Origin of the sequence: Streptomyces sp. NPDC048639 (assembly GCF_043199075.1) — a bacterium.
Classification (GTDB): Bacteria; Actinomycetota; Actinomycetes; order Streptomycetales; family Streptomycetaceae; genus Streptomyces.
The window spans coordinates 145729-158964 of sequence record NZ_JBICVP010000002.1 but is presented as its reverse complement, the minus strand read 5'-3'; the positions used below and the strand labels follow the sequence as shown (position 1 = coordinate 158964).

The window sequence follows — 13236 nt, the reverse complement described above, 5'->3', positions numbered from 1 at the left end:
ACTCCCCGGTACGAAAGGTCATGAGTAGTCGCCACTCTCTTCCGGCCGCATCTTTCTCGCCGCGCCCGGCGCACCGGAACGCGAGGCCCGGATCTCGGCCTGGCCGGCCAGCGCCGCCGGGAGCTGGGTGCGGGAGGCGATCCCGAGCTTGGCGTACGCGCGCAGCAGATGGTTGTCGACCGTACGGATCGAGAGCACGAGCCGGTCGGCGATCTCCTGGCTGGTGAGACCGCCCGAGGCCAGCACCGCGATCTCGGACTCACGCCGCGTCAGCGGGCGGGCCCTGCCGTCGCTGAGCCCCGGGGTCCTGGCACCGCCGCAGCGGGCCAGTGACCGGCCCGCGAGGACGGCCGCCGCCGCGGCCGCCCTCGGGTCTCCCTCCCGCTCCGCGGCCCTCGACGCCTCGCATGCGGTCTCGGCGGCGAGGAGTTCCGCGCCGGCGAGCAGACACAGGTCCGCCGCGACGCGCAGTTCGGCGGCGGAGCCCGTGACGTACGCGCGGGCGGACTCGGCCCTGGCCCGGGTGAGTTCGCTGTCGCTCGCGTCCGCGAGCTCCGCAAGACGCTCGTGCGCCTCCGGGGCACCCCCGAGGCGGGCCATGTCGCTCAGCAGCCACGCCTCGTACGAGAACATGCTCATGCTCCGGGCCCGACGGGCGGTTTCCGCCAGGATCGAGCGGGCCTTCGCCATGCTCCCGCCGGCGGCCTCGACCCAGGCACCGGCGAGGCTCGTGATCAGCCCCACGGCCTGCTGCTGGTCCGGCGGTGCCTCGCGGGCGGCCTCCAGCGCCTTCCGGGCGTCACCGACCGACCCCCGCTGCGCATGCACCGCGGCGAGTCCGGCGCAACTGAACGCCAGCGGACGGGAGAAGGCGTGCGCGCGGGCGAGCGAGACGGCTTCGGCGAACCAGTCGCGGGCCTGTTCCAGGCGGCCCGCCATCAGTTCGCAGCGCCCCATGTGCGTCGCGATCCACGCCTGGAGATGCACGGCCTGGGCGGCCACGGCGCATGCGAACGCGTCGTCCCCCACCACCCGCGCCTCATTGGTCCGTCCCGCCTCGGACAGGGCGACGACGCGGTAGATGGCGGGGCCGCTGCAGTGCGACGAGGGGTCCGACCGGCCTTCTCCCCGGTCGGCCTCCCTCATCTCCTCGTGCACGCGCCGGCTCAGGTCCGACGCGTCCCGGGTCCGCCCGAGGTAGGACAGGGCCAGCGACCGCTGGAGCTGACCCCACATCCGCAGCCGCGGCACCGGCACCTCTTCGGCGTCCTCGAGCAGGTGCAGCACGGCGCGGATGTCGTCGCAGTACATCCGGTATCCGGCCTCGTTGATGCGCAGCACCCGGCGTCCGGACTCCCCGAGCCGCTCGCAGGCCGCACTGTTGACCGCCAGCGTGCGCGCCATGTCGCCGTACCCCCAGAACAGGTTCTGGGTGCGTTCCATGGTCGCCGTCAGGATCTCCCGGTCCCCGAGCGCGATGTCCCCGGCGTTGAGCAGGCATTCCTCGGCGCGCTCCCACTGCGCGGTGTGGTGGTACGCCTCACCGCGCATCAGCCACACCTCGAACGACTCCGAGCCCTGCGGCAGACCGGACAGCAGCTCCAGCACCGTGGGGAAGTCCCGCACATGGCGCGCCATCGCGGCCGCGGACACCAACAGGGCGTGCTCCACGGGGAGTTCGGCGGCGAGCTGCCAGGAGGCGAGGCGCAGCGCGTCCTCGCGGCGCCGGACCCCGTGCTTCTCCAGGGACCGCACCTGCGAGGTGTAGATCTCGCGGCGGCGCTCGGGGGCGATGCGGTGGCGGACCACCTCGCCGTACAGAGGGTGACCCAGCGTGTAGTACGTCCTGCGGCCGGTGGTGTGGAGCTGGATGAGGCCGCGTTTCTCCAGCCATTCCAGATCCGTGGCGTCGGCGTTTCCGTTGCGGAGCGCGCCCAGTGGCAGGGGCTCGCACAGGGCGACCAGTTCGACCAGCGCCTCCCGGGCGGGGGAGAGGCCCTGCAACCGCTGCCGGACGATGGCCGTGAGCCGGCGGGTGCCGGTCGGCTTGCCGGTCAGGCGCCACAGTCCGTCGCCGAGTTGCAGGGTTCCGTCGTCGACGGCGCCGGTCACCAGCTCGTACAGGAAGAGCGCGTTGCCGCGGGACCAGGTGAACAGGGCGTCCAGGGCCGCGTGTTCCACCCGGTGGTCGAGGCGGCGGTTCAGCACTTCGCGCACCTGGAACCGGCTGAAGGGGTGCAGCGCGATACGGCGCGTCGTCTCGGCGCGGTCGAGCGCCGCGACCGCGTCCGAGGGAGGAGCGCCGTCGCGCACGGTGGCGATGAGGAACACCGCCCGTGCCCACAGGAGATGGCCCAGGAGCACCGCGGAGGCGTTGTCCAGCAGATGCAGATCGTCCAGTAGGAGCACGGTCCTGCGCTCCGACGACCTGCCGTCGGGGCCGGTGTCCGTGCGCATGCCGAATGCCTTCGCCGCCGCGTGGAAGGCGGTGACGGGATCGTGGGCGACCGCGTCGGGCGGCAGCAGATGGGCGAGCGCGCCGAGCGGGAGGGCGGCCGCGGACGAGGTCGCGACCGCCCGCTCGACTCGGTGACCCTTGCGTGACGCGAGCCGCAGAGCCTCATGGGCGAGGCGGCTCTTGCCCACTCCCGCTTCGCCGTGGATGAGCACAGCGGTGGTGGACGGGTCGTCGAGGCAGGCGGCTACGGCGTCGAGCTCCGCCTCCCGTGCGGTGAACGGCCAGCGTTCACGGCCGGAGGGCGGTGGCCCGACCGGACGGCTCGCGGGGATCTGCGCGGGCCTCGGGTACGTACGTGTGGACGGGGTGGGCTTCACGTGCTGCTCCAGGCCGGCGCGATATGCGAGTGTGCGCCGCGCCGTACGATTACTGCCAACCCTTGCAGAGCTTGATGGTCCGGATCGCTTGTGCGCATGAGCAGTCCTTACTCATCCGGGCCCGCGGGGGCGTTCCTCCGTCCGGACCGGTGATCCGGACGCATCCTCAGCAGGCAGTACGGTTCCGGGGAGCCCACCGGATCCCCGGTCGTGGGGAGGATCGGGCCGGGTGCCGTCGAGCACCGGCGCAGCACGGAACGGCACGGCATGGCGCCCGGCCGGCCGTGCGCCGCCGACGACCCCCGCCCTGCTCCGTTCCGGGCCTCACCCCCGCCCTGGACCTCACCCCCCGCCCGTGGCGCTCACGCCCGGCCCGGGACGAGTGGCTCGCGCCGCAGGGCGTCGCGCAGGAGCCGCCGGTCCCGTATGCCGATCTTGGAATAGACGCGCTGCAGGTGGTTGCCAACAGTGCGGACGGACAGCAGCAGTTGCTCGGCGATCTGTGCGTTGCCCAGGCCGTTGGCGGCGAGCAGCGCGATCTCCATCTCCCGGCCGGTGAGGCTGTCGCGCACCGTGTGCGGCGTCAGCCCCGGCGTTCTCGCCCCGTCGCACAGCGCCGCCAGCCGCTCGGCCTCCTCCCGGCACCGGGCGGACCTGCGGTGCGCTCCGGGACCGCGCTGGGCACCGGCCGCTGCCGTACGGGTCTCCGCCGCGACCAGCAGCGCTCCCATCTCCTCCCACTCCTGGGAGCAGCGCTCCAACTCCTCACCGCTGCCTGCCGCGAGAGCCCCGGCCGTACGGGCCCTGAGGTCCACGCAGGGGTTGGGCGAGTGGAGGGCGAGCTGGGCGAGCTGCTCGTGGACGGCGTGCGGGTCGCCGAGCCGGGCGACGTCGAACAGCAGATGCGACCGGAGCACGAGAAGCCCCGTACGGGCTGCCGACCGCGCCCCGCCCAGCAGCAGCGACCGCGCCTGGCTGACCCGGCCCAGGGCTGCGCTCCGCCATGCCTGGACGAGCTGGGCCTCGGGCCGCAGCCACGCGTCGCGCCGCAGCGCCCGCGCCGCGGCCCATGACTCGTCGGAGGACTCGAGGTCGCCGGTCACGGCGTCCACCAGCGCGCGTCCGGCCAGTCCGGCCCAGAGGCCGGAGAGGAAGCCGTGCTCGCGCGAGACGGAGACGACCGAGGCGAACCAGCAGCGCGCCTGCACCATCTGGCCGCGCAGATAGCAGATCCAGCCCAGGTCGGTGGCGGCACGGACCTGCGCGGAGCCCGCCCGGCTGTCGACGGCGCTGTCGTACGCCTCGTGGGCCATGCGCTCGGCCTCGTCGAGCCGTCCGGACTCGGCGAGGGCGCGCGCTCCCGCGGTGAGCAGGCGTGCCGGGTGGGCGATGCTGTTGGCGCGGGTGCAGGGCGACCGCGCACTGTGTTCGGCCATGACGGACAGTGCCTCGTCGGACCGACCCGACTCGGTCAGGCAGTACACCGACGGCACGGCGGCGACGATCGCCGGGCGGTCCGACTCGTGCTCCATGGCGCTCTGAAGGCGGGCGCTGGCGCGATCGATCTCCCCGGCCAGCGTCCACAGCGCCGCCTCGTTCGCCCGCAGCACGGCCTGGATCTCGGTGTCCGTCGTGCCGCGGACGGCGGCCGCGTTGACGTCGAAGGCCTCTCCGAGGCGCAGCAGGCCCTGGGCGAGGTTCTGGGTCCGCAGGACGACGCCGAACAACCGCTCCTCGTCGGTCGTGGCGAGTTCCAGGGCCCGGGCGAGCGCCTGCTCGGCGTCCTGCGGGCGGCCGCATGCGTGCCGGAACTCTCCCAGCAGGAGGTAGGAGTGGGCGTCCGCGCGTGCCCTGACCAGTGCCTCGGCGAGGCCGAGCGCGGCGGGGAAGTCGTGGTCGGCGCGGGCCAGTTCGACGGCTTCGGACAGCCGCTCGGCGGGTACGGCGTCGGCCGCCTCGACCCGCCAGAGCGTGCACCGCAGGCGGGCGTCGTCCCCCTGGCCGCTGCGGGCCTCGGTGCGCTCGGCGCGCGAGAGCAGGATCCGCCGGGCCCGCTGGACGGGCACGGTGGTCCGCAGGACCTCCGCGTGCAGCGGGTCGGCGACCGCGGCCACACGTCGTTCGCCCCGGCGATCGGTACGGACCAGGCCCTCGGCCCGCAGCCGCGACAGGGTCTCGGCGGGCAGGACGTCCGGGTCCTCGGGGCCGCAGAGGGCGAGGTCCTCCAGCACGGCGCTGTCCTGCTCGGGAACGGCGGAGAGCCGGTACCGGACGAGCTCGACCAGGCGCTGGGGCGGGGCGGGGTCGCCGGTCAGCCGCCACAGGCCGGTCTCGCAGACCAGCTCGCCGCCCGCCAGCGCGCCGCTGACCAGTTCGCGGAGGTAGAGCGGCCGGCCGCCGCCGACCGTGTGGAGCCCGCGCAGGGTGCGCCGCTCGACGGGCCCGCGCAGCACCTGCTCCAGCAGACGGCCGACCGCGGCCACGGACAGCGGCCGTACGGGTACGGGGAGGAGTTCCTCGACGACTCCGGATCCGGGGTTCCCGGCCGTCCCCTCGTCGCTCGCCGTCCCGATGAGCAGCAGCTCCCGGGACGCCAACAGGGGCCTGAGCAGGTCCACGGACGCGTTGTCCAGAAGATCCACGTCGTCGATGAGCAGCACGGTGGGGAGCCGCCGCGAACCGCCGGTCCGCGGCTGCCGGAAGTGCAACGACGTGCCGCGGCCGTGGGCCCGCGGGGTGAGCAGGGGCGCCAGCGCTCCGAGCGGTACGGAACGGGACGCGCGGGTGGCTGCGGTGCGGATGCCGGGGTGACCGCGCTGCACGGCGCGCTTCCAGCATTCGTACGCGAGTCTGCTCTTGCCGGTACCGGTGGGTCCGGTGACGACGATGCCGCGGGCATCGGGGGCGGTCAGCAGCCGGGTGGCCGTGGCGAGTTCATCCGCCCGCCCGACGAGCGGCCACTCCGGGGGGAAGGAGCGGGTGGTCATGAGGTGCGGTTCTCCCTCTGCGGTGGGACGGACGACGGTGGTGCACGTTCCTGACGCCCGGTCACATCGGTGGGGGGTGTGTGCGGGGGCTGTGGGGAGCGGCGCAGCGAGTGGGGGCAGGGCGCCGGTGGCGGCGCCGGGGCTGTTGTCGGCAGCCTGGTCCGTGGCGGACCCGTGGGGCGGGTCGCGTCGTACGGTCCGGTGGCGGGTGGATTCGGCGCGGCCGGGGTGCGTCCGGGGATTCCGGAGGCCCGGCGGGAGCCCGTCAGGGCTCGTGTGGGGGGCGCGCCACCCGTCGGAGAGGTAGCGCAGCTAGACCCAGCCGATCGCGTACCGGAAGGCCATCGTCTCCAGGACCGGAGCGCGCCAGGGACGGGAGACGGCGAATTGTCCCCAGGTGTCCGATGCCGGGAAGAACCCCGAGCACAAGGACATGATTCAACTCCTCCGTGCTGCGAATCCGTATCGTGCTAGTGGCTCAGTGGTCCAGCCACTTGGTGACCGCCCAAGTCATGCACACCTCACTAGAAAGCGTCAAGATTCGTGCATGATCGGATGTGGGACATCCGGGCTGCCTCGGGCATTGCTTGTGCAGTGACTGAGCCACTGCGAGAATCGATGTCCGACATGCGGAGTGAAGGGGCTGAGGGCAGCGGTGGCAGTGGAACCCATACCGCGGGATACCGCGGTGGACGCGCTGGAGCGGCACCTGCGTGACGACATTCTCGACGGCCGGTACGCCGTCGGCAGCCTGCTGCCCCCGGAACGCGAACTCGCGGCACGGTATGGCGTCAACCGGACCACACTCAAGCACGCTTTCGTCCGGCTCGTGCATTCCGGACTGGTCGAAACGCGTCACGGCATCGGCACCCGGGTGCGGGATTTCATGCGGGTCGGCAGCGTGGATCTGCTGCCCGCGCTCGTGGTCAAGTACCCGGGCTGGATGGCCGAGGTGTTCGAGGTCAGGCAGAGTGTCGGCGCACTGATCGCGGTGCGCGCCGCGCACCACCACGGCGAGGAGGACCGCAAGGCGCTCCGGGATCAGGTGGAGATCGTCGCGGGCGGAAACTCCACGGACGACATCCAGCTCGCGGACGCGGATTTCCACCGCATCCTGGCGGTCGCGTCCCACAATCGCGTCTACTCGCTGCTCACCAATACGTTCCTCAACTCCTATATGCCGGTACGCCAGTTGCTCGCCGATCCGTTCCGTGATCCGGAGGTCGCGGCGGGGCGCCTGCGGCCGCTGTCGGAGGCGGTATGCGCGGGTGACGCGGATGCGGCGCGCAAGGCGTCGGAGACATATATGGCCGAAACCGAGAGCATCATGATGGCGGCCCTGCCCTCGCGGCACTGACGCGTTTCTCTCCCGGCTTCTCCCGGCCCGGCGATCCGCGGCCGCGGGGCGACTCCGCCCGGAATATCGAGTGGAGGACCGCAGCCGCGCCGTGTTACCCATTCCGGGGTGCGCGATCGCCGATCGTGACGCTTACGAAGTCCGGGGAGGCGCGGTGCTCGGAGATCTGGTGATATTGCGGGCGATGGACGCGGGGGACGCCGAGGCGCTGTGGCGCTGGAACAGCGACCCCGAGGTCATGCGCTGGCTCAGCGACGGATACCCGGATACGCGGGAGCAGGTCAGGAAGTGGCTGGAGGACCGGCCCCGCAACGCATACGACGACGTGCTCTTCGGGATCGAGGTCCGCAGCGAGGGCACCCTCATCGGCCTGGTCCGCCTGCACGGCGCCAAGGCGGAGACGGGGTGCTCCGAACTGGACATCTACCTCGGTGAGAAGGGGTTCTGGGGGCGCGGCTACGCGACCGACGCGATGCGCACCGCCTGCCGCTACGGCTTCGAGAAGATGCGGCTGCACAAGATCAAGCTCACGGTCGTGACCGAGAACCACGCCGCCCATCACGTCTACCGGAAGGTCGGTTTCGTCGAGGAGGGCAGGCTGCGCCAGTGCTTCCGGCGCGACGGGGACTGGTACGACATGTTCACGATGGGCCTGCTGGAAGGCGAGCTCCGCTAGCGCCGTACCGCCAGGGCCGTAGCCGAAGCCGAAGCCGAAGCCGGCGCCGTACCGCCCCGGCCGGAGCCGAAGCGGCCATCGGGCTCCCGGGCCGTCCTGGTTCCGTAGAGCGGACATGGCCGTCTCGCCCTGCGGGATCAATACGTGTATCCCGTGGCGCCCGTGCGGTACCGATGAATCACGGGCGCCGCCGCGGTCCTCATGGGTGTGGGCGACAGGACGCCCACAGAGACCGCCGATCCCGCCACCGAGCGGCACCGCGGAAGGGAACCCATCGTGGCCGACGACACGACACAGATCCGGACCCTCATCGAGCGCTGGGCGGCAGCCGTGCACGAGGGCGACCTCGACACGGTTCTCGCCGACCATGCCGACGACATCGTGATGTTCGATGTCCCGCCGCCCGAGAACGGCGTACGGGGCATCGGCGCCTACCGCGAGACCTGGCCGCCCTTCTTCGAGTGGCAGCGTCAGGGCGCCGCCTTCGAAATCCTCTCCCTCGACGTCACCGCGGGAGACGACGTCGCCTTCGCCCATGCGCTGCTGCGCTGCGGGACGCCGAAGGAACTGGAGGAGGACCCGGCGAACCGGTTGCGCCTGACCGTCGGACTTCGCAAGGACGACGGACGCTGGATCGTGACGCATGAACATCACTCGTTCCCGGACAAAACTTGACGGAACGGACGCGGAATCCCCGGGTCTCCGCGGCGCGACGGCCATGACCACCTGAAGGCACCTGGCCGAATGCCCCTCGGACGCACCCGCCTGAGCAACGCCTGCTCAACTCTTCGCTCCATGCGCCTCCCGGGACGCCCGGGCGCGCCGACGGCAATAGCCTCGGTGGCGTCCGGGTCGGCCGCGGGGAGGGTGTGGCCGGTTCGGGCCGACCACCACCCGGGCCAGGAGGCGTAGCGCCCGGCGCGGCCCCCATTGGATGTCGAGGAGAAGCATGCGCAGAGCAGGGACACAACGCCGGCCCCTCATGGCGAGCGCGGCTGTGGGAGCGATGGCGCTGACGCTCCTGACCGGCTGCGATGACGACGCCGGGAGCAATGCCGCGGACGAACGCCCGGCGGCCTCCCAGTCCCCGACCCGGGAAGCCAAGACGGCGGGATCGGCCGCGCGCAAGAGCACACCGTCCGCGAAGCCCAAGCCCAAGCCGAAGCCCGCGAAGAAGCGCGCGGCGGTCGCCAAGGCCGACGGTCAGTGCGCGACCTCCCTCGCCGACAGCTTCTGGCGCGCACCGGCCGCCGGGCTCCCCGTGCACGCGAAGTCCTCCGCGTACGTCTCGGCGATCGGCCCGGGCGACAACGTCCACCCCGACTTCGGCTCCGGCCTCATCGACGGCAAGCCGTTCGGCATCCCCGTCACCACCGTCGACGAGGACGTCGCCCCGTCCGACATCTCGTTCGACTACGCCGACGAGAGCGACAAGTCCGGCTACCGCATCCCGCAGGACGCCAAGGTCGAGGGCGGCCGGAACGGCGACGGCGACCGGCACGTGATCGTCTGGGACCGGCAGCGCTGCAACGCGTACGAGCTGTATGACGCCAAGCCGAACGGCGGCACCTCCTGGCACGCGGGCTCCGGCGCCGTCTTCGATCTGAAGGACCACAAGCTCCGCCCGGACGGCTGGACCTCGGCGGACGCCGCCGGTCTCGCGATCCTTCCCGGACTGGTCCGTTACGACGAGGTGGCCGCGGGCCGGATCGACCACGCGATCCGTATGACGGTGCCGGAGTCGGACCGCTCGTACGTGTGGCCCGCCCGGCACCAGGCCGGCGCCGAGGACAACAAGAACCTGCCGCCCATGGGTCTGCGCCTGCGGCTGAAGAACGGCGTCGACACCTCGGGCATGCCCGCGCAGGCCCATGTCGTGGCCGAGGCGCTGAAGAAGTACGGCGCGATCGTCGCCGACAACGGATCCTCCTGGTACCTCTCCGGCGACCAGGACGACCGGTGGGACAACGAGCAGCTGAACGCCCTGAAGGACCTCAAGGGTTCGGACTTCGAGGCGGTCGACGGCTCCGGGCTCATGGCCGACCCCGACTCCGGCCGTGCGGGTTGAGGCCCGGTTCCGTGAAGACCCAGCGGCTGCGATGGCCAGCCACCATGCAGCGCGGCCGCTGACGCCCGGCCGCAGCCGTCCCTGACGGCCGGGCAAAAGATGCCCGCCCGTCCGCCCCAGGAGCGAGGGGTGGACGGGCGGGCTCCGTCATGCGGGGCCCGGCGTCATCCGGAGTGCCTGCGGTGCGGGGCCCGTCGGGACATCGCGGATGTCCCTGCCGCGAAGGCGCGGTGTCTCAGAAGCGCGACGCGAAACCGCGGAACAGCTTGTCCCCGTGGACCGGCCCCGCCCCGTCCCACTCGTACGTGCGCTCCGAGACGCTGTCGCTGTTGTGACCCGTGTTCCCCTCGACGGTCGTGACCGTGGTCCCGGAGACCTCGACCACCACGCCCACGTGGCCCTGCGCGGCGTTGTCCTGGTTCGTCCACACCAGGACGTCACCGACCTGCGGCAGCACATCGGAGGCATAGGCGTGGAAGCGTTCGCCCAGGCTCGTACGCCAGGACTGCGATCCCCGGTAGTGCTCGGGCACGCCCTCGTGGTCCCACATGTCGGCGGCGAAGTAGCCGCACCAGGCGAGGCCGTTGAAGTCGTTGTACGTGTTGCGGTCGGTATTGCTGCCGTCCTGCCCCAGATAGTTGTTGCCCTCCGGCTCTCCCGGCCGGCTCAGCAGCGTCTCGCCCTCCGCGGTGAGGCGGAACTCCAGGGGGGTCGTCAGGGCGGCCCGGGCCCGCTCCGCGATCGCCGTCCGCTCATCCTCCTGTGCTTCTGCGGGCACCGATGCCGCCATCGTGCGGACCTCGGTCCGCGGCTGCGTCGCGACCGCGACGGGAGCCGCGGCGGCGCAGAGGACGACGACACATCCCAGGGTCGTCAGTCGGCTGTGCAGGGGTGTGGAGAACACGAGTCGCCTTTCGTTGTGGGGGAGAGGCATCGCCGGGAGCCCGGCACGGGTCGAATATCGAGCGCGTCGCCGCGTCGCCGCCGAGCGTGCGCGTGGCCCCCCGCGATACGGAACGTAGTGATCCGTTACACCCGGGTGCGTGAGCCTGGACTACTCAGCTCGAACCCGGTTTCGATCCCTCCCGGCCGCGAGGGAGGTCAAGGACGCTTTTGCGCAGGTGAGTTGAGTAGCCGGTGCTCTCTCCTCGGAGCCTCGCGAAAAGTGATGATCTTTTCCATCAGATCCGCATATGGCCGGGGGCCGGGGGCCAGGTCCCCGGTTTCCCGAGGGGGAAGCATGAACAGACGCAGCATCACTTCGGGAGCGGCCGGCGCGGCCGCCGCCCGGATGGTCCTGTGTCATCGCGGAGTCGCGTCGGCGGCGGAGAAGCCCGGCGCCGGCAAGCCCGGTGAGCGGCGCCTCGACACCGCGAACCGGCACGTGACCGCGGGCACGGCGAGCGAGGCGGACCTCGCCGTCACCAAATGCGATCCGGTGCCGGCCCGTACTGTGCCGGTTCGTGTGAAGGTCGGCAAACCCGGGTGCACCAAGGCGGCTCCGCCGACCGGATGTACCGCGGCGGGTGCGCGGACCTCGGCGAAGGCGCGTTCCAACGCTGCCGCGTCCGCGGACCCGCAGGCTCTTCCGCGCGCCGATCGGTCTCCACAGCATGGGCGCCGGATCGCGCTTCCACGCCGACATGGCGCGGTCGGTGAACCCGGGTTTCACCCCGTACGGCTGCCGGGCCGACGGCCTTCCGCAGAGCAAGCTCACCCTCGGCCGCGACAACGTGGCCGTGGCACTGACCTCACCGCTGTAGCGCCCGGACCGGATACCTGGTCGTGGTGTCCGGTACGAGCCACCGGCGGTGAGCCGGTCCGGCCCCGGCTGCCCCCGGGGCCGGGCCGGGACTTCGCGTCATCGTGCGCGCCCGAGGGGCCGTGCCACTACGGAGGGGTGGCACGGCCCTGTCGTGGGTTCGGGCAGGGCCCGGCCCCCACCGCAAGGCGCCTCGACCACGGGGAACACCACCGCGAACACCACCGCATGAGCAACCGACGAACCCGATCAGGTGCGGCACGGCCGCCCGGGCGTGCGGCGCCTGGTCCTTGCGACAAGGGAAGAGGACCTGTGCCAAGAAATCCCGCCATCACCCGCCGCGGCGCCCTGCGCGCCGCGGCAGCAGTCGCTGTAGCGGCAGGAGCCGGCGGCGCACTCGCCGGTACCGCCTCGGGAGCGGCGCCCGCCGCCGCGCCGAGCCCGGACCCCCGTATGTCCCAGTGGTACGTGAAGAACGAACATGTCTGGGACAACGAGGACTACAGCGAGGAGCTGCAGGGCATCACTGCCGGCACGGAGTACTGGTACATCGCCAACAACTCCGACGACTCCGGCGAGGGCATCTGGCGGGTCACCCATGACTTCGCCCAGCGCACCCTCATGATCAAGAACCCGGCGCGCGACCACCATCTCGGAGACATCGGCTTCGACTTCGCCCGGAACCGGATCTACGCCGCCCTCGAACCCGCCAAGGTGTGGGAGATCGCCGTCGACGGAGCCCAGGGGGCGACCGTACGGATCGTGCCCCTCGGCGGCAACGGTCCCCGCCCGCAAGGCGATTCCATGCCCTGGTGCGCTGTCAACCCGCGCGACGGACTCCTCTACAGCTCGGCGTTCGGCGACTCCGGGCAGTCCATCCCCCAGGTGACGCAGGTGCACGCCTACGACCCCGCGGACGGCTTCCGCCTGGTGCGCACCATCGCCCTGCCGCACGCCATACGCCGCGTCCAGGGCGGCGCGTTCTCCCCGCTCGGCCGCCTCTACGTGAGCTCCGACGCGACCAAGGACGTCCGCGGCTACGCCCTGCCCGGCGCGGGCGGGGGGCCGGCCGCCTACCTCGGCTCGTGCGCCCTCAACGCACCCGACCTGGAGGTCGAGGGCCTGGTGGTGGGCTACCCGAAGAACCACGCGACCCAGGCGGGCGGGCACATGTGGGTGCACGCGGTCTGCCTGGACAACGACTGGCCGAGCGGTGACGACGCCTACGTGAAGCACGTCTCCGTACCCGACGCAATGACCGTGTGACGCACCGCAGTTGCCCCGTACGGCAGTTCAAACCCCGTCGGTGCGATATGCGTAGTCGTTACTCATGGCAGGCGGTCCCGATCCGGCCACGATAGGACGCCCGCGGGGGAGAGCCGAACGCACGCCGGGTGCCGGCCATCGCGCCACCGACCAGGCGACGATGCACGCATGCGGCTCTCCCCCTCTTACACCATGAATACCGGCATCCGTGCCGGCTGGGGGATAACAAAATGACAGATCCGATCCACGCCGGGGGCGAGGACACCGTCGGAGCCGCAGGTGGCA

10 protein-coding genes are annotated in these 13236 nt (G+C 71.8%); 6 read left to right on the top strand and 4 right to left on the bottom strand.

Annotated elements, in window-relative coordinates:
- Positions 1-18: 18 nt before the first annotated feature.
- The 3 genes from ACGFNH_RS05040 to ACGFNH_RS05030 form a co-directional block, all read right to left on the bottom strand.
- Positions 19-2835 (bottom strand): AAA family ATPase, encoded by a 2817-nt coding sequence (locus ACGFNH_RS05040; RefSeq protein ID WP_393651632.1) that lies wholly within the window; start codon positions 2833-2835, stop codon positions 19-21.
- Positions 2836-3197: 362 nt separating this feature from the next.
- Entirely contained in the window at positions 3198-5822 is a 2625-nt protein-coding gene (locus ACGFNH_RS05035) for a LuxR C-terminal-related transcriptional regulator (protein WP_393651631.1), read from the bottom strand.
- Positions 5823-6134: 312 nt separating this feature from the next.
- Positions 6135-6257: a hypothetical protein gene (locus ACGFNH_RS05030; protein WP_393651630.1), complete on the bottom strand. Its 123-nt coding sequence runs from the start codon at positions 6255-6257 to the stop codon at positions 6135-6137.
- Between the two features lie 253 nt (positions 6258-6510).
- Between ACGFNH_RS05030 and ACGFNH_RS05025 the strand changes: the two genes are divergently transcribed.
- From ACGFNH_RS05025 to ACGFNH_RS05010, 4 genes are all read left to right on the top strand, one after another.
- Entirely contained in the window at positions 6511-7179 is a 669-nt protein-coding gene (locus tag ACGFNH_RS05025) for a FadR/GntR family transcriptional regulator (protein WP_393651629.1), read from the top strand.
- Between the two features lie 154 nt (positions 7180-7333).
- On the top strand, positions 7334-7855 hold the full coding sequence (locus ACGFNH_RS05020; RefSeq protein WP_393651628.1) for a GNAT family N-acetyltransferase: 522 nt from the start codon (positions 7334-7336) through the stop codon (positions 7853-7855).
- A 276-nt stretch (positions 7856-8131) separates the two neighbouring features.
- On the top strand, positions 8132-8530 hold the full coding sequence (locus ACGFNH_RS05015; protein WP_393651627.1) for a nuclear transport factor 2 family protein: 399 nt from the start codon (positions 8132-8134) through the stop codon (positions 8528-8530).
- 331 nt (positions 8531-8861) lie between these two features.
- Positions 8862-9923, top strand: a complete 1062-nt coding sequence (locus ACGFNH_RS05010; RefSeq protein ID WP_393651626.1) for a hypothetical protein — start codon at positions 8862-8864, stop codon at positions 9921-9923.
- Positions 9924-10158: 235 nt separating this feature from the next.
- On the opposite strand, the gene ACGFNH_RS05005 is transcribed toward ACGFNH_RS05010, so the two are convergent.
- Positions 10159-10827: a CHAP domain-containing protein gene (locus ACGFNH_RS05005; RefSeq protein ID WP_393651625.1), complete on the bottom strand. Its 669-nt coding sequence runs from the start codon at positions 10825-10827 to the stop codon at positions 10159-10161.
- Positions 10828-11536: 709 nt separating this feature from the next.
- Between ACGFNH_RS05005 and ACGFNH_RS05000 the strand changes: the two genes are divergently transcribed.
- Together ACGFNH_RS05000 and ACGFNH_RS04995 are read left to right on the top strand one after the other, a co-directional pair.
- Complete coding sequence (locus tag ACGFNH_RS05000) at positions 11537-11686, top strand: hypothetical protein (RefSeq protein ID WP_393651624.1); 150 nt, start codon at positions 11537-11539, stop codon at positions 11684-11686.
- A gap of 311 nt (positions 11687-11997) precedes the next feature.
- Positions 11998-12951 carry a hypothetical protein gene (locus ACGFNH_RS04995; RefSeq protein ID WP_393651623.1) on the top strand — a complete coding sequence of 318 codons (954 nt, stop codon included), beginning with the start codon at positions 11998-12000 and terminating at the stop codon, positions 12949-12951.
- Positions 12952-13236 lie beyond the last annotated feature (285 nt).

Excerpts from the sequence above, each read along its gene's own strand:
- ACGFNH_RS05035 (WP_393651631.1), bottom strand. The coding sequence starts at position 5,822 with ATGACCACCCGCTCCTTCCCCCCGGAGTGGCCGCTCGTCGGGCGGGCG.
- ACGFNH_RS05030 (WP_393651630.1), bottom strand. The coding sequence starts at position 6,257 with ATGTCCTTGTGCTCGGGGTTCTTCCCGGCATCGGACACCTGGGGACAA.
- ACGFNH_RS05010 (WP_393651626.1), top strand. The coding sequence starts at position 8,862 with ATGGCGCTGACGCTCCTGACCGGCTGCGATGACGACGCCGGGAGCAAT.
- ACGFNH_RS05000 (WP_393651624.1), top strand. The coding sequence starts at position 11,537 with ATGGGCGCCGGATCGCGCTTCCACGCCGACATGGCGCGGTCGGTGAAC.